Below are 18,738 nucleotides of genomic sequence, written 5' to 3'. Positions count from 1 at the left end.
CTCAAGCTCCCATGGTTTCAATCAAGGCGCGGCCGACCCGGGCAGGGCCGGGAAAATAATCCCACTCCTGCGCATGCGGATAAGGCGTGTCCCAACCGGCGACGCGCGCCACCGGCGCCTCCAGATGATAGAAGCAATTCTCCTGCACCAGTGCCGAAAGCTCGGCGCCAAAGCCGGAGGTCAGCGTCGCTTCGTGCACGACCACGCAGCGCCCGGTCTTCTTCACCGAGGCGACGATGGTGTCGAGATCGAGCGGCAAGAGTGTCCTGAGATCGATGATCTCGGCGTCGATGCCGGTTTCCTCGGCGGCGGCCTGCGCGACATAGACCATGGTGCCGTAAGCCAGCACGGTAACGGCAGAGCCCGGCCGGCGGATGACCGCCTTGCCGAGCGGCACCGTGTAATGGCCATCGGCGACCTCGCCTAGCTCATGCTTCGACCACGGCGTCACCGGGCGGTCGTGATGGCCGTCGAACGGACCGTTGTAGAGCCGCTTCGGCTCGAGGAAGATCACCGGATCGGGATCTTCGATCGCCGCGATCAACAGCCCCTTGGCGTCATGCGGATTGGACGGCACCACCGTCTTCAGCCCGGACACATGCGTGAACAGCGCTTCCGGGCTCTGGCTGTGGGTCTGGCCGCCAAAAATGCCGCCGCCGGTCGGCATGCGCACCACGATCGGACAGGTGAAATCACCGTTCGAGCGGTAGCGCAGCCGCGCCGCTTCCTGCGTCAGCTGGTCGTAGGCCGGGTACATGTAGTCGGCAAACTGGATCTCGACGCATGGCTTCAAGCCATAGGCCGCCATGCCGATGGCCGAGCCGACAATGCCGGACTCGTTGATCGGCGCATCGAAGCAGCGGCTTTTGCCGTATTTGGCCTGCAGGCCCTGCGTGCAGCGGAAGACGCCGCCGAAGAAGCCGACATCCTCGCCGAACACGATGACGCGTTCGTCGCGCGCCATCGACACGTCCATGGCATCGCGAATGGCCTCGATCATCGTCCGTCTTGGCATGGTCAGACCCCCGCCTGCTGGCGCTGGCGCCTGAGATGCGGCGGCATCTCGGCATAGAGCCCTTCGAACATGTCTCGCGTCGATGGCTTGCCGCCGGCATGCAGCGTGCCGTGGCTCTCGGCTTCCTTCTGCGCCGCGATCACCGTTTCGAGGATTTCGGCTTCGGCCTGGGCATGGCGCTCGTTCGACCAGACACCCTTGTGGATCAGATGGTTTTTCAGCCGGATGACCGGGTCGCCGAGCGGCCAGGCGTCGGATTCGGCCTTCGGCCGGTAGGCCGAGGGATCATCGGAACTCGAATGCGCGCCGGCCCGGTAGGTGACATATTCGATGAGCGTTGGCCCGAGATTGGCGCGCGCCCGCTCGGCCGCCCACTTGGCCACAGCGTGCACCGCGAGATAGTCATTGCCGTCGACACGCAGCGCCGGGATGCCGAAGCCGAGACCGCGAGCGGCAAAAGTGCCGGAGCCGCCGCGCGCGATGCCCTGAAAGGTCGAGATCGCCCACTGGTTGTTGACGACGTTGAGAATGACCGGCGCCTTGTAGGTCGAGGCGAACACCAGCGCCGAATGAAAGTCGGACTCGGCGGTGGAGCCGTCGCCGATCCAGGCGGCGGCGATCTTGGAATCATTGGAGATTGCCGAGGCCATCGCCCAGCCGACCGCCTGGATGTACTGCGTCGCCAGATTGCCGGAGATCGAGAAAAAGCCGTGCTCCTTCGACGAATACATGATCGGCAGCTGGCGGCCCTTCAGCGGATCGGCTTCGTTGGAATAGATCTGGTTCATCATCGTGACCATCGGGTAGCCATCGGCGATGAGCAGCCCGGCTTGCCGGTAAGTCGGGAAGTTCATGTCGCCGGCGGCGAGCGCCTTGCGGAAGGCGCAGCTCACCGCCTCTTCGCCGAGATGCTGCATGTAGAACGAGGTCTTGCCCTGGCGCTGCGCCATCTGCATGCGCGCATCGAAGCTGCGCAATGTCATCATGTGGCGCAGGCCCTCGAGCAATTCCTCGTCGGAAAGCAGGCCTGCCCACGGCCCAACCGCTTCACCGTCGCGGTTCAGCACGCGGATGATCGAAAACGCCATGTCGCGGATCGTGCGCGGATCGACATCGATCTCGGGGCGCGGCGCCGAACCCGCCTTGGGGATGGGCACGTTGGAGAAGTCAGGCGTCCCGCCCGGCCGCACCTCCGGTTCGGGAACATGGAAGCGCAACATTCCAGCATCGGCCATGACCTTCGTCCTCCAATGTTGCCGGCGCGATATTTGCACATCTTCGCCGCCAGACCAGTGCCAATTCGTCGGGCCTTGATTCCGGTCGTCGTCTCGACCGTCGCCCAAGCGGCCGATGCGGCGCGCGAGCGACAAAATGCAGATATGTCGGCGAAATTTCTTGTCGATGTTACGCCGCGCCGCGCAACTTGGCGAATGGCCGTGCCCAGTCTTACGCAAGAGGAGGTATTTCCTGCCGATGCCGGCGCCGCCCCTCATCCGCCTGCCGGCACCTTCTCCCCGTATAGTGACGGGGAGAAGGGGCTGGCCGCATATTCTGCAGCGCTGGTGATTGGCGAAACCGGCGACGGGAGCGTCCCTCGCCCTGTTCACGTGGGAGAGGATGCCGGCAGGCAGGCGAGGGGCAGCGCCGACGCCCGAGGTGGAGCGATCCAACCCTAAGGCGGGCATGCCCAGTGCATGGTTCACCCCGTCCCCTTGCCATGCTAACCAAACCCCATGGCACAGAAGAAAGCATACGAGGTCGATTCCTGGCTGGCGCGCCCCGACGCCCGTATCTCGATCGTCCTGCTCTACGGTCCCGACCGCGGCCTGGTCGCTGAGCGTGCGAAGGCCTTTGCCGTCAAGACCGGCCTGCCGCTCGACGATCCGTTCTCGGTGGTCCGGCTGGATGGCTCCGAGGTCGACCGCGACGAAGGCCGACTGCTCGACGAGGCCCGCACCGTGCCGATGTTCTCCGACCGGCGCCTGCTCTGGGTGCGCAACGCCAGCGGCCAGAAGGCACTGGCCGACGACGTCAAGGCGCTGACATCGGAGCCCGCGCCGGATGCCATCATTCTCATCGAGGCGGGCGATCTGAAAAAAGGCGTCGGCCTGCGCGCCGTGGTCGAGGCGGCGGACAATGCCATGGCCCTGCCCTGCTACGCCGACGAGGCCAGGGACATCGATACCGTCATCGACGACGAATTGCGCAAGGCCGGCATGTCGATGACGATGGAGGCCAGACAGGCGCTGCGCCGCAATCTCGGCGGCGACCGGCTGGCCTCGCGCGGCGAGATCGACAAGCTGGTGCTCTATGCCCTTGGCCAGAAGGAGATCGGCCTCGACGACGTCCGTGCGATGTCCGGCGACGTCTCCGGCGCCTCCTTCGACGATGCCGTCGATGCTTTGCTGGAAGGCAAGGTCGGCGACTTCGACACCGCCTTCACCCGCCACTGCCAGGCCGGCGGCCAGCCCTTTCTGGTGTTGTCGTCGGCGATGCGGCAATTGCAGGCAATGCAGTCCATGCGCGGTCAGATGGAGGCAGGCGGCCGCAACGCCGCCGCCGTGGTCGCCGCCGCCCGCCCGCCGGTTTTTTTCTCCAGGCGCAAGCTGGTGGAAAAGGCGCTGGAGCGTTGGAACGTCGATGCGCTGGGACGGGCGTTGAACCGACTGCAGGCCGCCGTGCTGCAGACCCGTAAGCGGCCCGATCTGTCGGTGGCGCTGGCGCGGCAAGCGCTGCTTGGCATTGCGGTGGAGAGCAATCGGCTGGCGCAGCGGTAGAAGATCAGCCAAATCTCCCCCCTCGTGGGGGAGATGTCCGGAAGGACAGAGGGGGGCGCTGTCCCGCCAGCCTATCAGTCGATCACAGCGATGGGTTCACACATTCCCCGTGGGGTCGGGTAAGCGTCGTAGGTGAAAGCCGGAGTTCCTTCGCGCCCCCTCTGCCCTACCGGGCATCTCCCCCACGAGGGGGGAGATTGGCAGCTTCGGCGTCGGCACCCTTTTCCTGCAGCGCAGGTGATTGGCGAAATCGCAAATGAGAGCGTCCCTCTCCCCGTCACTTTACGGGGAGAGGATGCCGGCAGGCAGGTGAGGGGCGGCGCCAACGTCCGGAAAAGATCATTGGAGGGACCTTAGGCTGAGGCCTTGCCGGGCCAAATGAACGGCAGATTCCCAATGCAGTTTGCCGGCTAACCGCCTACCGTTCCTGCTTCAGCCGCCGGCACAGCTCATCCAGCTGATCCAGCGTCCGATAATTCACCCGGAGCACGCCGCCGCGCTCCTTGTGCTCGATCGACACGATCATGCCGATCGTATCGGTCATCAGCTTTTCCAGCGCCAGCGTGTCGGGATCCTTTTCCGGCGCGCTCGGTGCCGGCTTGGCCTTGGGCGGCGTGGGCCCGGCCGGCATCTGCGCCAGTGCCTCGGCCTGGCGCACCGACAGCCCTCCGTCAACGATGCGCTTGGCGAGTCCGGCCGGATCCTCGGCCGTCACCAGCGTGCGGGCGTGGCCCGCCGACAGTTCGCCATCGACCAGCATGTCGCGGATCACGTCGGGCAGCTTCAACAAGCGCAGCGTGTTGGCGACATGGCTGCGGCTCTTGCCGATCACCTGGCCGAGATCGGCCTGGGTATAGCCGTGCTCGTCGATCAATTGCTGATAGCCTTGCGCCTCCTCGACCGGGTTCAAGTCGGCACGCTGGACGTTTTCGATAATCGCCAGTTCCAGGGCCGTGCGGTCGTTGACGTCACGCACGATGATCGGGATCTCGGTCAGGCCGGCGCGCTGCGCCGCCCGCCAGCGCCGCTCGCCGGCGATGATCTCATAGCGGCCGGCCTGAGTCGGCGACGGTCGCGCCACCACCGGCTGCACCACGCCGTGCTCGCGGATCGACTGGGCGAGATCGGTGAGTTCGGCTTCACCGAAATGGCGGCGCGGATTCTTCGGGTTAGGGGTGACGAATTCGATCGGCACCTTGCCGTCGGCCGCCGGGCTCTGCTTTTCCGGCATCGCCGGACGATCGATTTCGCCGATCAGCGCCGCCAGTCCGCGGCCCAGTCTTTTTCTCGAAAGGTCTTCAGTCATAAGCTGTCCAGATCGTTACGGTATCGAATCGGCGTCAAAATTTGATCGGTGTCAGGCGGCGCGCAATTTGCGCTCGCGGCGGATCACTTCGGAAGCTAGCTGCAGATAGGCCTGGCTGCCCGAGCATTTGAGGTCGTAGAGGATCGCCGGCTTGCCGTAGGACGGCGCCTCGGAAACGCGGACATTGCGCGGAATGATGGTCTCGTAAACCTTGTCGCCCATATGCTCGCGCACGTCCTGCACCACCTGGTTGGCAAGGTTGTTGCGGCCGTCATACATGGTCAGCACAATGCCCTGGATGGTAAGCTCCGGATTGATCGAGCGGCGCACCTGCTCGACCGTCTCGAGCAGCTGACTCAATCCTTCGAGCGCGAAGAATTCGCATTGCAGCGGCACCAGTACCGAATCGGCCGCGGCCATCGAATTCAGCGTCAAAAGGTTGAGCGACGGCGGGCAGTCGATCAGCACATAGCCGAAAGGCGCCGAGCGCCCGGCCGCGGCGCGCAGCGCGTTGCGCAGGCGCAAGACCCTGTCCGGCGCCGACGCGATCTCCATCTCGATGCCGAGCAGGTCGAGCGTCGACGGCACGATCGACAGGCCGGGTACCGCCGTCGGTATCGCAGCCGCTTCCAGATCGAGCTCGCCGGTCAGCACATCATAGGAGGATACGGTGCGATCCTTGCGATCGATGCCGAGGCCGGTGCTGGCATTGCCTTGCGGGTCGAGGTCGACGATCAGCACCTGTTCGCCGATAGCCGCCAGCGCCGTGGCCAGATTGATGGCGGTAGTGGTCTTGCCGACCCCGCCCTTCTGGTTGGCGACGGTGATGATACGCGGTCCAGTTTTCATGGGTCTATGCCAGTAATTCATTGCGGGTCGCCGGGCGCAGATCAGACAGTTCGAGGATGACCCCATGCGGGTCGGTCATGCTCGGATGTTCTACCAGATCGAATGCCCATCGGTGAGTGCTTTCTTCCACCTCGGCCCGGTAATCCCGGCCTTTGTGGAACAGCGCGCGAGCCGCCTTGGTCAGCCAGGGTGCCGACAGATCGAGCAGGTCAGGCAGCGATGCCAGCGCCCGTGCCGTCACGATTTCCGGAGCGGAAACAAGCGGATAGCTGTCATCGATGCGCCGCGCGATGACCCGCGCCGGCAAACCGAACTGGCCGATGACCGCCTGCAGGAACGACGCTTTCTTGCGATTGCTTTCAATCAGGTCGATCGAAGCCCCTTCGCGCTCGACAAGCAGAAACGCCAGCACCAGGCCAGGAAAACCGCCGCCCGAACCGAGGTCGACCCAGCGCTTCGCCTGGGGTGCGATTCGGCCTAGCTGCGCGCTGTCGAGGATGTGGCGGCGCCAGACATCGTCCAGCGTCGAGGGCGCGGCGAGGTTGATGCTTCGGTTCCATTTCAGGAAGAGCTGTTCGAACGCCACCAGGCGATCGAATGTTTCACGTGAAACCGGACCCGCGGCCTCTTGCAGGCTTGTCCATGAGGCAGCGCTCACGCGACATCTCTTTGCGCGGCGGCCTCGGCATTGCGGACATGCGCAACGATGATCGCCAGCGCCGCCGGCGTCATGCCTTCCATGCGCTGAGCGTCGGCAATCGAGCGGGGCTGGCGTGTCAGCATCTTTTGCTTCAGCTCATTCGAAAGGCCGGGCACATTGGCGAAATCGACCGAGGCCGGGATCAGCCGGCTCTCCTCGTGTCGTATCTGGGCGACATCCGCTTGCTGGCGGTCGAGATAGACCGAATATTTCGCTTCCGTTTCAAGACGCTCGGCGGTTTTGGCGTCGATTTCACCAAAGCTGGGCTCGATGCGAGCCAACCAGGCGACGTCGACGCTGGGATAGGCGAGCAATTCATAGGCGGTGCGGCGGACGCCATCCCTGTTGATCTCAAGTCCGTGGCGCGCCGCTTCGTTGGGCGTGAAGCTAACGCCTAGCGCCATCTCGCGGGCCTTCTTAAGGTCCAGCATCATGTCGTTAAAGCGATGCATCCGCTCTGGCGACGCGATCCCCAGCCTCTCAGCGAGCGGCGTCAGCCGCTCATCGGCATTGTCGGCCCTGAGCGACAGCCGGAACTCGGCCCGCGAAGTGAACATGCGATAGGGCTCGGCGATGCCGCGGCTGGTCAGATCGTCGACCATCACGCCGATATAGGCCTCGGTGCGGCTAAGCACGACCGGGTCGCTGGCGGAAGCCTTGCGCGCCGCGTTGAGGCCGGCGAGCAGCCCCTGTGCGCCAGCTTCCTCATAGCCGGTGGTGCCATTGATCTGCCCGGCAAGGAACAGGCCGTCGATGCGCTTGGTTTCCAACGTCGGCTGCAATTCGCACGGATCGACATGGTCGTATTCAATGGCATAGCCGGGCTGCAGCATTGTTGCCCGCTCCAGCCCGGGAATGGTCTTCAGAATATCGAGCTGCACGTCTTCCGGCAGCGAGGTCGAGATGCCATTCGGATAGACGGTGTCGTCGTCAAGGCCTTCCGGCTCGAGGAAGATCTGGTGTCCTTCGCGATCGCCGAACTTGACGATCTTGTCCTCGATTGAGGGACAATAGCGCGGTCCTACACCTTCAATCGAGCCTGAATACATCGCAGAGCGGCCAAGATTGAGGCGAATCAACTCATGTGTCGCAGGTGTCGTGCGTGTGATGCCGCAATGGATCTGCGGATTCTGGATAGCGTCCGTCATCAGCGAGAACGGCACCGGGTCTTCATCCGCGGCCTGGCTTTCGAGCGACGCCCAGTCGATGGTCCGCCCGTCCAGGCGCGGCGGCGTTCCGGTCTTCAACCGTCCGAGTTGGAAGCCCGCCCGGCCCATCGTCGCCGACAAACCGATGCTTGCCTGCTCGTTCATGCGCCCGGCAACGATTTTCCTTTCGCCGATATGGATCAGCCCGCGCAGGAAGGTGCCGGTGGTCAGCACCACCGCGCCGCAGCCCAGCCTGCTTCCATCGGCCAGCAAGACAGCCGATATGGTTTCATTGGCAATCTCGAAATCCAGAACCTCGCCTTCGATCACTTCGAGATTGGCTTGCTCGCGGATCGCCGCCTGCATGGCGAGCCGATAGAGCTTGCGATCCGCCTGGGTGCGCGGGCCGCGCACGGCGGGCCCCTTGCGGCGGTTGAGCAGGCGGAACTGAATGCCGGCTGCATCAGCGATGCGGCCCATCAGCCCGTCCATGGCATCGATCTCGCGCACCAGATGCCCCTTGCCGAGGCCGCCGATGGCCGGGTTGCAGGACATGACGCCGATCGTGTCGAAATGCAGCGTCACCAGCGCCGTCCTGGCGCCGGCGCGCGCAGCCGCACTGGCCGCCTCGCAACCGGCATGGCCGCCGCCCACCACAACCACATCATAGTGATCGTTCATTTTACGATTCCAGATTCTGAAGTTGCCGGAGACATGTCCCCGAGAGCCTCCGCTGTCAAGGTTGCAAGGCGAGTCGTTTCACGTGAAACAATCCTGCAGTGCCAATGCCCCCCGTGTTTCACGTGAATCACCCGCCGCCGTATCGCAATGTTTCACGTGAGTCATTTCCCAATACAGAACTGCGAAAAGATCACGTCGAGCAAGTCCTCAACATCGACCGCGCCGACGATTCGGCCGAGCCGATCCGCAGCCAGGCGCAGCTCCTCAGCCCGTAATTCCTGGCCGTGCCCCGACAGGGCCGAGGTCAAGAACCCCCTTGTCTCGTTTAGCAACTCCACGTGCCTCAATCGCGACGGCAGGATATCGCCGGCGTTGCCGATCTCCGCAGCCGTGCGGCGGCCGATCTCGTCCAGCAGATCCGCCAACCCGGTGCCGTCCCTGGTCGAGATGGCCGCATCGTAGTCCTTCGACCGGCTCGCCAGACGCTGGCCCCCAACCAGATCGGCCTTCGTTCCGATCCTTAGCATCGGCGCGTCGGATGGCACCGCCCCCGCGTCGACTGGATCGACCATATCCTCGAGCAACAGCAGCAAATCCGCACCGCGCGCCTTCGCCCGGGCCTTCTCGATGCCGATCGCCTCTACCTTGCCGGGCGCTTCGCGCAATCCCGCCGTATCCGTGATCCTGACCCGCATTCCCTTCAGGTCCAGAACCACTTCGAGCAGATCACGCGTCGTGCCGGGTTCATCCGTCACGATCGCCGCCTCGCGCCGGGCCAGCGCGTTGAACAGGCTGGACTTGCCAGCATTGGGCGCGCCGAGGATGACGACCTCGAACCCATCGCGGATGATCTCTGCGGCGTGAAAGCCGTCGATGTGCTGACCGATCTCGCCGACCATCGCGCGGACATCCGACCAGACCGCATCCGAAACAGAGCCGGGCACGTCGTCCTCGTCAGCAAAATCGATCTCGGCCTCGATCATGGCGCGCGCATGGATCAGCCGCCGGCGCCAGCTCGAGTAGAGCGCGCTCTGCGCGCCTTCGGCATTCTGCACGGCAAAGCGCCGCTGAGCTTCGGTCTCGGCATTGACGAGATCGGCCAGCGCCTCCGTCTCAACCAGATCGAGTTTGCCGTTGAGAAAGGCGCGGCGTGTGAACTCGCCGGGCTCGGCATGCCGGACGCCGTCGAAGCCGGCGATCGTCTCCAGCATTTTCATGGCCACGGCGCGACCGCCATGAACATGGAATTCGGCGACATCTTCGCCGGTGAAGCTTCCAGGACCCGGGAAAAGCAGAACCAGGCCATTGTCGATCACCGATCCGTCGTTCGCCCGGAACTTGCGCAGGACCGCGACGCGGTCCTTAACCTTACCGCCAGCAATCGTTTCGACCACGAATCGAGTCTGCGGACCGGAAATACGGATCACGGCGATGCCGGAGGGCAGGCGTCCGCTGGAAAGCGCAACAATGGACTGAGCTGAAATCATTTGCCCGCTCTGCTGAACCGCCCTAGCTTTCAATGAACCGCCCCGGCTTCCCAGCAACCGAGCTTGCCCGTTGACCTTGCCTGCCAAAAACCTGCTGGCCGAAGTGGCCAGCCCCTATCTGCAGCAGCATAGCGGCAATCCGGTGCATTGGCGGGCCTGGTCGCCTGCAGCACTCGCCGAAGCAAAGGCCCTCGAGCGGCCGATCCTGCTGTCGATCGGCTACGCCGCCTGCCACTGGTGCCATGTCATGGCGCATGAAAGCTTCGAGAACGACACTGTGGCCGCCGTCATGAACCGGCTGTTCGTCAATATCAAGGTCGATCGCGAGGAGCGGCCGGACATCGACCAGATCTATATGGCGGCGTTGCATGCGATGGGCGAGCAGGGCGGCTGGCCGCTGACCATGTTCCTGACACCCGACGGCAAGCCGTTCTGGGGCGGCACCTATTTTCCGCGCGATGCGCGTTACGGCCGCCCGGGCTTCATCCAGGTGATGGAGGCAGTCGACAAGGCCTGGCGGGAAAAGCGAGAGAGCCTCGCTCAAAGCGCCGACGGCCTGACCAGCCATGTCGAGGCGCGGCTGGCAGGCGCCCACGGCAAGGCCGTGCTCGACCGCGACACGCTCAGTGACCTCGCCGGGCGCATCGACGGCATGATCGACAGGGATCTCGGGGGCTTGCGCGGTGCGCCGAAATTCCCCAACGCACCGTTCATGCATACGCTCTGGATGTCCTGGCTTCGCGACGGCACCGCGTCGCACCGCGATGCCGTGCTGCTCAGCCTCGAAAAGATGCTGGCCGGCGGCATCTACGACCATGTCGGCGGCGGGTTGAGCCGTTATTCGACCGATGCCGAATGGCTGGTGCCGCATTTCGAAAAGATGCTCTATGACAACGCCCAGCTCATCCGCCTGTGCAACTGGGCCTATGCCGCAACCGGAAGCGATTTGTTCCGGCTACGAATCGAAGACACGGTCGAATGGCTGCTGCGCGAAATGCGCGTCGATGGCGGCGCCTTCGCCGCCAGCCTCGATGCCGACAGCGATGGCGAGGAGGGGCTTTTCTACACCTGGAGCAAGGACGACATCGATTCCGTGCTCGGTGACGATTCTGCTTTGTTTTTCAACTACTTCACGCTTTCCGCCCCGCATGGCTGGGAAGGCAAGCCAATCATCCATCAGACAGAGGCCCAGCAAAGCCTGAGCATCGCCGACCACGACCAGCTGGCCTCACTCAAGCAAATATTGCTCGCCGCCAGGGAACAACGCGTCAGGCCTGGTCGCGACGGCAAGGCGCTGACCGACTGGAACGGCCTGATGATCGCGGCATTGGCCGAGGCAGGCCGCGCCCTGACCCGCAGCGACTGGATCGAAGCGGCGGCGCAGGCTTTCTCCCATATAGCCGGAGCGAGCCACGAAGGCCGTTTGCCGCATTCCATGCTCGGCGGGAAAAAGCTGTTCCCGGCGTTGTCCAGCGACTATGCCGCGATGGCCAATGCGGCGATTGCCCTGTTCGAGGCCACGGGCGATCCGAACTATGTCGAGCGGGCCAGGCATTTCGTCACCCAGCTCGACGATTGGCATCAAGACGGCGAGGGGACCGGCTATTACTTGACCGCTTCGGATAGCGGCGACGTGCCGATCCGCATCCGCGGCGATGTCGACGATGCGATCCCGTCGGCCTCGAGCCAGATCATCGAAGCCCTGGTGCGACTGTCGTCGGTTACGGGTGACCTCGCATTACAGGAAAAGGCCTGGGTAACAGCAGAACACACGATGGGCCGGGCGGCGCAACAGGCCTATGGCCAGGCCGGCATCGTCAACGCCTGCGCGCTGGCGCTGGAGCCGCTGAAGCTGGTCGTCATCGATCCAATAGAGAGTCCAAGCCTCGTTCCGGTTGCGAATCGAAACCCCGATCCGAGGCGGGTTGATATTGTTGTTCAGGTCGGCACGGAAGCGAATCGACCGACATTGCCGGGTGGGGTGCTCCCACCAACCGACAAGCCCGGCGCCTGGCTGTGCACCGGGCAGGTTTGTTTGCCGGTGGTCACGGATCCGGATGAACTGGAACGGTTGTTGCGCCGTCGGTAGGTTTGGCCGAAGCGCCGGCGCTGCCCCTCACCTGCCTGCCGGCATCCTCTCCCCGTAAACGGGACGAGGGACGCTCTCATCGGCGGTTTCACCATCTACAGGCGTTGCGGAAAGGTGCAGAGGTCGCCGTCAGCCTCTTTCTCCCCGTTTACGGGGAGAAATGCCCGGCAGGGCAATGAGGGGCAGCGCAGTCTTCTGCGATTTTGCTGCAAGCCTTCGTGCCACTGTCACCAACGGGCAGTGGCCAACGCAGACCTTGGCGAGGGCAGGGTGCTTCCTCGCCCTACCAATCACGTATTCATCGAATCGAAGAAATCCGCGTTGGTCTTGGTCTGCTTGAGCTTGTCGATGAGGAACTCGATCGCGTCGGTGGTTCCCATCGGCGCCAGGATGCGGCGCAGCACGAAGATCTTCTGCAGGTCGGCGCGCGGGATCAGCAGGTCTTCCTTGCGGGTGCCCGACTTCAAGATGTCCATGGCCGGATAGATGCGCTTGTCGGCCACCTTCCGGTCGAGCTGGATTTCGCAGTTGCCGGTGCCCTTGAACTCTTCGAAGATGACCTCGTCCATGCGGCTGCCGGTATCGATCAGTGCGGTCGCGATGATGGTTAGCGAGCCGCCTTCCTCGATGTTGCGGGCCGCGCCAAAGAAGCGCTTCGGCCGCTGCAGCGCATTGGCGTCGACACCGCCGGTCAGCACCTTGCCGGATGACGGCACCACAGTGTTGTAGGCGCGGCCAAGGCGGGTGATGGAATCGAGCAGGATGACGACGTCGCGTCCGTGCTCGACCAGGCGCTTGGCCTTCTCGATGACCATCTCGGCGACCTGGACGTGGCGCACCGCCGGTTCGTCGAAGGTCGATGAGATCACCTCGCCCTTCACCGAGCGCTGCATGTCGGTCACTTCTTCCGGCCGCTCGTCGATCAGAAGCACGATCAGATAGCATTCAGGATGGTTGGCGGTGATCGAATGGGCGATGTTCTGCATCAGAACCGTCTTGCCGGTACGCGGCTGCGCGTTGATCAACGCGCGCTGTCCCTTGCCGATCGGCGCGACCAGGTCGATCACGCGTGGCGAGATGTCCTTGCTGGTCGGATTGTCGATCTCCATCTTCAGCCGCTTGGTCGGATAGAGCGGTGTCAGATTGTCGAAGTGGATCTTGTGACGGATCTTTTCGGGATCGTCGAAATTGATCGTGTTGACCTTGAGCAGCGCGAAATAGCGCTCGCCCTCTTTCGGGCTGCGGATCGGCCCTTCGACCGTATCGCCGGTCTTCAGCGAAAAGCGCCGGATCTGCGACGGCGAAATATAGATGTCGTCGGGACCGGGCAAATAGTTGGCATTGGCGGAGCGCAGGAAGCCGAAACCGTCCTGCAGCACCTCGACCACGCCATCGCCGATGATCTCGATATCCTGGGCGGCCAGCTTCTTCAGGATCGCGAACATCAGCTCCTGCTTGCGCATGACGCTGGCGTTCTCGACCTCGAGCGATTCGGCATAAGCGATCAGCTCTGGTGGTTTCTTGTTCTTGAACTCGGTGAGTTTCATTTCTTGCATTAGATGGACTCTGGGTAGGCTTTGGGGAGAAAAAATCGGCGGGATGCGACAAATGCCGGGCGCGGCCGAAAGCGAAAATGGGGCGGCGCATGACGGGAAGGAAGACCCGTCTTGTATCGTCGGTCGGTTGAAAGAGCAAGCCGCCTTTTGCGGGTCGGCGTGATGTCAGAAAGGCTTCACGACGACCAGGACGACGATGACGATCATCAACAATGTGGGGATCTCGTTGACGATCCGCCAGTGCCTCGCCGGTTTTTCGTTCTTGTCCTCGGCGAATTTGCGCACCGCGCCGGCGAGATAGCCGTGCAGGCCCGACAACAAAAGCACCGCGGCGATCTTGGCGTGCAGCCAGCCGCCCTGAAAACCAAACCCTTTCCAGGCGAGCCAGAGGCCGAACACCCAGCTGACGATCATTGCCGGATTGATGATCGCCCGCAGCAGCCGGCGCTCCATTACCTTGAAGGTCTCAGACTGGACAGAACCCTTCTCGGCATCGACGTGATAGACGAAGAGGCGCGGCAGATAGAGCATGCCGGCCATCCAGGAGATGACGGCGATAACGTGGATCGCCTTGGCCCACGAATAGAAGCCGTCTGGCGCCGCGAGAAAGAGCAGCGCGGTCAACACGACCAAGGCGGCGATACCAATCGCCATGCGCTTCATTGCCTGACCGGCGCTGTTGCTCATGTCGGCCATCAGCGGGTCCTCACCAGTTTCACCATCGCCTCGACATGCGCCACCGGCGTCTCCGGCGTGATGCCATGGCCGAGATTGAAGATCAGCGGACCGTCGCCCAATGCCTTCAGGATAGCATCAACGCCGTCGGCAAGAGCCTTGCCGCCCGCGACCAGCCGCAACGGATCGAGATTGCCCTGCACAGCACCACCAGCTTGCAGCTCCTTCGCCATGCCCAGCGGCACGGTCCAGTCGAGGCCGAGCCCGGTTATCCCAGTCTTCTGCCGATAGTCGCGATAACGCTCTCCAGCACCCTTCGGAAAGCCGATGACCGGCACCGCGGGATGGACCGCCTTCACCTGTCTGACGATCTCCGCAACCGGCTCGACGCAGAAAGCCTCGAAAGAGACGTCGTCGAGCACGCCGGACCAGGAGTCAAAAATCTGCACGACATCGGCGCCGGCTTCGATCTGGCGAATGAGATAGGCGGCCGAATAATCGGCCAGCACTTTCAGCAGTCGGGAGAAAGCTTCCGGCTCGCGATAGGCAAACAGCCGCGCCGGCGCCTGGTCGGGCGTGCCATGACCGGCAATCATGTAGGTCGCCACCGTCCACGGCGCGCCGCAGAAGCCGATCAGTGTCGTCTCACCAGGCAGTTTCGCCCGCAAACGCCGCACCGTCTCGTAGACCGGTTCGAGATTCACGTGAAACGTTTCGCTCTCCAGAGCCAAAATCTCCGCCGCCGTGATCGGCGTCAGCAGAGGCCCGCGGCCCTCCTCGAAACGCACGTCACGCCCGAGCGCATTGGGCACCACTAGGATGTCGGAGAACAGGATCGAGGCATCGAAGCCGAAGCGTTCGATTGGCTGCAGCGTGACCTCGACGGCGAGATCCGGATTGTAGCAAAGATCGAGGAAGGATCCGGCCCGCTTTCTGGTCTCGCGATACTCCGGCAGATAACGCCCGGCCTGACGCATCATCCAGAGCGGTGGCGGAGACACCGCTCTGCCCTTCAGTACGTCCAGCATGATCCGCTTGTGCCGCATGCAGCGTTCGCCTCTCCCGGGCCTCTTTCTAAATCAAATATCTTATTTCTAAGAATCTTCTGATTCTAAGAGTCTGTTGGTTGTGGTGGTTGGCACCTGTCCAGCCTGACCGCCCAAAAGGCCAGTCAGCATATTGTCGCGTGCTTCTCCATCGGGATTGCAGGACTTTGTGGAAGACCTGGAATCCATGACTGGAGTCAATGGCTTGACGCCGGCGCAAGGAAAGTGGCTCTGTGGATGGAGGAAGGGTGAAAAAGCCAGTCCCCAGACTTGTCCCCAGCCGCCCGACGAAGCCTACAGCACATCGAATTGTGGACAAACTGCCATCTGATACAGTCCCTCTCCGCGGGCCGTTTTCTCGACCCCCGTTTATCCACATCCGCCCACAGCCTGGAACCAAACCCTGTGAACAAACCCCAGAGCTTCTTTCACCTTCACCTGATCTCGGATGCCACCGGTGAGACGCTGCTGGCCGCCGGCCGCGCGGCTTCCGCGCAATACAAGGATGCGCGCGCCATCGAGCATATCTATCCGCTGATCCGCACCGAAAAGCAGGTGGCCAAGGTGTTCGAGGACATCGAGGAGGAGCCGGGCATCATCCTCTACACCGTCGTCGACCAGAAGCTGGCGCGCGGCATCGACGAACGCTGCGCGACCATGGGCCTGCCTTGCGTCTCGGTGCTGGAGCCGGTGCTTGCCGTTTTCCAGTCCTATCTCGGCACGCCGGCCGGCCGGCGGGTCGGCGCACAGCATGTGCTCGACGCCGAATATTTCCGCCGCATCGACGCACTCAACTTCACCATGGAGCATGATGACGGCCAGCTGCCGGCCAATATGGACGACGCCGACATCGTGCTGATCGGCATCTCACGCACCTCGAAGACGCCGACCAGCATCTATCTCGCCAACAGGGGCATCAAGACCGCCAACATCCCGATCGTGCTCGGCGTGCCGGTGCCGGAGAGCCTGGTCAACGCCAAGACGCCCTTGATCGTTGGCCTGATCGCCACCGCCGAGCGCATCTCGCATGTCCGCCAGAACCGCGTCCTCGGCAACACCAGTTCTTATGAGGCGACCGACTATGTCGACCGCGCCGCCATCACCGAGGAACTCGCCTATGCCCGGCAGATCTGCACCAGGCATGGCTGGCCAATGATCGACGTCAGCCGCCGCTCGATCGAGGAGACGGCTGCGGCGATCGTTGCCCTGCGGGGCAAGAACAGATAACCCATTGCCCCGTTAAACCGGGACGCGGGTGGCGCGAAAATCATGGCCGAGAAAATCATCCTCGCTTCGGGCAGTCCGTACCGCAAGGCGATGCTCGTCAATGCCGGCCTCGATATCGAGGCGGTGCCGGCCGATGTCGACGAGCGGGCACTCGAGGCCCCGCTGAAAGGCGTCTCGCCGGAAGATGTCGCTTCGATCCTCGCCGAAGCCAAGGCAACCGAAGTCAGCGAACGCAAGCCCGGCGCGCTGGTGCTCGGCTGCGATCAGACGCTGTCGCTCGGCGACGAGGTCTTCCACAAGCCGGCCGACATGGAAAGCGCGCGGAGACATCTCCTAGCTTTGTCGGGCAAGACGCATCAGCTCAACAGTGCCGCCGTGCTCTGCCGCAACGGTGAGGTTCTGTGGCGTCACGTCGGTGTCGCGAGTCTCACCATGCGCAAGCTCGACCCGGCCTTCATCGGCCGCCATCTGGCGCGTGTCGGCGCCAAGGCGCTTTCCAGCGTCGGCGCCTACCAGATCGAGGGCGAAGGCATCCAGCTGTTCGAAAAGATCGAGGGCGACTACTTTACCATTGTCGGCCTGCCGCTGCTGCCCGTTCTGGCGAAATTGCGCGAGCTCGGAGCCATCGATGGCTGAGACGTCGAAAAAAGCTTTCGTCACCGGACATCCGATCGCGCATTCGCGGTCGCCGAAGATCCATGGCCACTGGCTGGAAGAATACGGCATCGACGGCAGCTACCAGGCGATCGACGTCGAGCCGGAGGATTTCGGCGCCTTTCTGAGCACGCTGCGCGACAACGGGTACAGCGGCGGCAACGTCACCATTCCGCACAAGGAGGCCGCCTTCGCGCTGGTCGACCGACGTGACGAGGCGGCCGAAGCGATCGGTGCCGTCAACACGCTGTGGTTCGAGGATGGCGCCTTGTGGGGCGGCAACACCGACGCCCATGGCTTTGCCGCCAATCTCGACCAGCGCGCGCCGGGCTGGCCAGAAAATGGTCCGGCCGTGGTGCTCGGCGCCGGCGGTGCTTCGCGTGCCGTCATCCATGCGCTGGTCGAGCGCGGTGTCAGCGACATCCGCATCGTCAACCGGACGCTTGCGAGAGCGCAGGAGTTGGCTCGCCGCTTCGGCGCCGGCGTCTCCGCCCATGGCGTGGAAGCGACCGGCGAATTGCTCATGGATGCCGGCCTGCTCATCAACACCACGGCGCTCGGCATGCATGGCAACGAGGCACTCGCCGCCGATCCGGCTGTATTGCCGGACCATGCCATCGTCACCGACATTGTTTACGTGCCGCTGGAGACGCCGCTGCTCGCCGCGGCGCGCGCAAGAAATCTCACGACGGTCGACGGGCTTGGGATGCTCTTGCATCAGGCCGTGCCGGGCTTCGAGCGCTGGTTCGGCATCAGGCCGGAGGTAACGGCAGAACTCCGGCAAATGATCGTCACTGACATTGGCGCCAAACAATGATCGTGCTCGGCCTCACCGGATCGATCGGCATGGGTAAGTCGACGACCGCAAAAATGTTCGCCGACGCCGGCGTGCCGGTGCATGATTCCGACGAGACGGTGCATCGTCTCTATGCCGGCAAGGCCGCCCCGCTGGTCGAGGCGGCCTTTCCCGGGACCACCGTGTCCGGGGTGGTCGACCGTACCAAGCTCGCCGGACGCGTGCTTGGCGACGCCGCCGCGCTGAAGACGCTGGAAGCGATCGTCCATCCGTTGGTTCGCGCCGACGCCGACGCCTTTCTGGCCAGGCACCGCGCCACCGGCGCACCGATTGCGGTGCTCGACATTCCGCTCTTGTTCGAAACCGGCGGGCGAAACCGCGTCGACAAGGTCGTGGTCGTCACCGCGCCGCCAGAAATCCAGCGCGCCCGCGTGCTGGCGCGGCCCGGCATGAGCGAAGAAAAGCTGGCGGCGATCCTGGCCAAGCAGGTTCCCGATGCCGAAAAGCGCAAGCAGGCCGATTTCGTCATCGACACCGGTGAGGGCTTTGAGGCCGCGCGGGCCGCGGTCAACGCGATCATCGCCGAACTCTCCGGGGATCAGTCCGGCAGGGCAGGCTCCTGACACTACAGCGCCGCGCGTCCATTTGGACGCGCAAAGGACGCTGTAGCACTTTGATTTTGCGCATGATCCTTTTCCGAAAATCGGTTCCGATTTTCGCGGATCATGCGTA

General features: G+C 63.5%; 16 protein-coding genes. 6 read left to right on the top strand and 10 right to left on the bottom strand.

Annotation, left to right across the window (positions count from 1 at the left end; translation table 11 throughout):
* Position 1: 1 nt before the first annotated feature.
* Together DH08_RS11960 and DH08_RS11955 are read right to left on the bottom strand one after the other, a co-directional pair.
* Positions 2–1,015 (bottom strand): alpha-ketoacid dehydrogenase subunit beta, encoded by a 1,014-nt coding sequence (locus DH08_RS11960; RefSeq protein WP_006205302.1) that lies wholly within the window; start codon positions 1,013–1,015, stop codon positions 2–4.
* A gap of 2 nt (positions 1,016–1,017) precedes the next feature.
* The gene (locus DH08_RS11955; protein ID WP_192179492.1) at positions 1,018–2,250 is read right to left on the bottom strand and encodes a 3-methyl-2-oxobutanoate dehydrogenase (2-methylpropanoyl-transferring) subunit alpha; all 1,233 of its coding nucleotides are present in this window, start codon (positions 2,248–2,250) and stop codon (positions 1,018–1,020) included.
* A 498-nt stretch (positions 2,251–2,748) separates the two neighbouring features.
* Here DH08_RS11955 and holA point away from each other — a divergent pair, with 498 nt between their 5' ends.
* The gene (gene holA / locus DH08_RS11950) at positions 2,749–3,792 is read left to right on the top strand and encodes a DNA polymerase III subunit delta (RefSeq protein WP_192179491.1); all 1,044 of its coding nucleotides are present in this window, start codon (positions 2,749–2,751) and stop codon (positions 3,790–3,792) included.
* Between the two features lie 418 nt (positions 3,793–4,210).
* Here holA and DH08_RS11945 read toward each other — a convergent pair whose 3' ends face one another.
* The 5 genes from DH08_RS11945 to mnmE all read right to left on the bottom strand — a co-directional run bounded on the left by DH08_RS11945 (position 4,211) and on the right by mnmE (position 9,963).
* Positions 4,211–5,098, bottom strand: a complete 888-nt coding sequence (locus DH08_RS11945; protein ID WP_192179490.1) for a ParB/RepB/Spo0J family partition protein — start codon at positions 5,096–5,098, stop codon at positions 4,211–4,213.
* Between the two features lie 51 nt (positions 5,099–5,149).
* Positions 5,150–5,947 (bottom strand): ParA family protein, encoded by a 798-nt coding sequence (locus tag DH08_RS11940; protein ID WP_192179489.1) that lies wholly within the window; start codon positions 5,945–5,947, stop codon positions 5,150–5,152.
* Between the two features lie 4 nt (positions 5,948–5,951).
* A complete protein-coding gene (gene rsmG, locus DH08_RS11935; RefSeq protein WP_192179488.1) occupies positions 5,952–6,605 on the bottom strand; it encodes a 16S rRNA (guanine(527)-N(7))-methyltransferase RsmG in 654 nt (217 codons plus the stop codon).
* Positions 6,602–8,476, bottom strand: a complete 1,875-nt coding sequence (gene mnmG / locus DH08_RS11930) for a tRNA uridine-5-carboxymethylaminomethyl(34) synthesis enzyme MnmG (protein ID WP_192179487.1) — start codon at positions 8,474–8,476, stop codon at positions 6,602–6,604. Before mnmG ends, rsmG begins: the two co-directional genes overlap by 4 nt.
* Positions 8,477–8,637: 161 nt before the next feature.
* Entirely contained in the window at positions 8,638–9,963 is a 1,326-nt protein-coding gene (mnmE, locus tag DH08_RS11925) for a tRNA uridine-5-carboxymethylaminomethyl(34) synthesis GTPase MnmE (protein WP_192179521.1), read from the bottom strand.
* A 70-nt stretch (positions 9,964–10,033) separates the two neighbouring features.
* On the opposite strand from mnmE, the gene DH08_RS11920 reads away from it, so the two are divergent.
* Complete coding sequence (locus DH08_RS11920; protein ID WP_192179486.1) at positions 10,034–12,052, top strand: thioredoxin domain-containing protein; 2,019 nt, start codon at positions 10,034–10,036, stop codon at positions 12,050–12,052.
* Between the two features lie 290 nt (positions 12,053–12,342).
* Here DH08_RS11920 and rho read toward each other — a convergent pair whose 3' ends face one another.
* The 3 genes from rho to hemE form a co-directional block, all read right to left on the bottom strand.
* Entirely contained in the window at positions 12,343–13,608 is a 1,266-nt protein-coding gene (gene rho / locus DH08_RS11915; protein WP_081482260.1) for a transcription termination factor Rho, read from the bottom strand.
* Positions 13,609–13,773: 165 nt separating this feature from the next.
* Positions 13,774–14,304, bottom strand: coding sequence for a protoporphyrinogen oxidase HemJ (gene hemJ / locus DH08_RS11910; RefSeq protein ID WP_192179485.1), 531 nt, complete (start codon positions 14,302–14,304; stop codon positions 13,774–13,776).
* Entirely contained in the window at positions 14,304–15,329 is a 1,026-nt protein-coding gene (gene hemE, locus DH08_RS11905) for a uroporphyrinogen decarboxylase (RefSeq protein ID WP_192179484.1), read from the bottom strand. Before hemE ends, hemJ begins: the two co-directional genes overlap by 1 nt.
* A 405-nt stretch (positions 15,330–15,734) precedes the next feature.
* Here hemE and DH08_RS11900 point away from each other — a divergent pair, with 405 nt between their 5' ends.
* Genes DH08_RS11900 through coaE form a run of 4 tightly spaced genes read left to right on the top strand, consistent with a single transcriptional unit; the run spans position 15,735 to position 18,629 of the window.
* Positions 15,735–16,556, top strand: a complete 822-nt coding sequence (locus tag DH08_RS11900; RefSeq protein ID WP_192179483.1) for a pyruvate, phosphate dikinase/phosphoenolpyruvate synthase regulator — start codon at positions 15,735–15,737, stop codon at positions 16,554–16,556.
* Positions 16,557–16,598: 42 nt separating this feature from the next.
* Entirely contained in the window at positions 16,599–17,192 is a 594-nt protein-coding gene (locus DH08_RS11895) for a Maf-like protein (RefSeq protein ID WP_192179482.1), read from the top strand.
* A complete protein-coding gene (locus tag DH08_RS11890; RefSeq protein ID WP_192179481.1) occupies positions 17,185–18,027 on the top strand; it encodes a shikimate dehydrogenase in 843 nt (280 codons plus the stop codon). The genes DH08_RS11895 and DH08_RS11890 overlap by 8 nt, the downstream gene beginning before the upstream one ends.
* Positions 18,024–18,629 (top strand): dephospho-CoA kinase, encoded by a 606-nt coding sequence (coaE, locus tag DH08_RS11885; protein WP_192179480.1) that lies wholly within the window; start codon positions 18,024–18,026, stop codon positions 18,627–18,629. The genes DH08_RS11890 and coaE overlap by 4 nt, the downstream gene beginning before the upstream one ends.
* Positions 18,630–18,738: the final 109 nt, after the last annotated feature.

The organism is Mesorhizobium amorphae, assembly GCF_014843845.1.
GTDB classification, from domain to species: Bacteria; Pseudomonadota; Alphaproteobacteria; order Rhizobiales; family Rhizobiaceae; genus Mesorhizobium; species Mesorhizobium amorphae_A.
The sequence above is the reverse complement of the archived record's forward strand: the minus strand, read 5'-3'. Positions and strand labels throughout refer to the sequence as shown.

Coding starts and splice junctions, on each gene's coding strand:
- DH08_RS11960 (WP_006205302.1), bottom strand. CDS start 1,015: ATGCCAAGACGGACGATGATCGAGGCCATTCGCGATGCCATGGACGTG.
- DH08_RS11955 (WP_192179492.1), bottom strand. CDS start 2,250: ATGGCCGATGCTGGAATGTTGCGCTTCCATGTTCCCGAACCGGAGGTG.
- holA (WP_192179491.1), top strand. CDS start 2,749: ATGGCACAGAAGAAAGCATACGAGGTCGATTCCTGGCTGGCGCGCCCC.
- DH08_RS11945 (WP_192179490.1), bottom strand. CDS start 5,098: ATGACTGAAGACCTTTCGAGAAAAAGACTGGGCCGCGGACTGGCGGCG.
- DH08_RS11940 (WP_192179489.1), bottom strand. CDS start 5,947: ATGAAAACTGGACCGCGTATCATCACCGTCGCCAACCAGAAGGGCGGG.
- mnmG (WP_192179487.1), bottom strand. CDS start 8,476: ATGAACGATCACTATGATGTGGTTGTGGTGGGCGGCGGCCATGCCGGT.
- mnmE (WP_192179521.1), bottom strand. CDS start 9,963: ATGATTTCAGCTCAGTCCATTGTTGCGCTTTCCAGCGGACGCCTGCCC.
- rho (WP_081482260.1), bottom strand. CDS start 13,608: ATGCAAGAAATGAAACTCACCGAGTTCAAGAACAAGAAACCACCAGAG.
- hemJ (WP_192179485.1), bottom strand. CDS start 14,304: ATGGCCGACATGAGCAACAGCGCCGGTCAGGCAATGAAGCGCATGGCG.
- hemE (WP_192179484.1), bottom strand. CDS start 15,329: ATGCGGCACAAGCGGATCATGCTGGACGTACTGAAGGGCAGAGCGGTG.
- DH08_RS11895 (WP_192179482.1), top strand. CDS start 16,599: ATGGCCGAGAAAATCATCCTCGCTTCGGGCAGTCCGTACCGCAAGGCG.
- DH08_RS11890 (WP_192179481.1), top strand. CDS start 17,185: ATGGCTGAGACGTCGAAAAAAGCTTTCGTCACCGGACATCCGATCGCG.
- coaE (WP_192179480.1), top strand. CDS start 18,024: ATGATCGTGCTCGGCCTCACCGGATCGATCGGCATGGGTAAGTCGACG.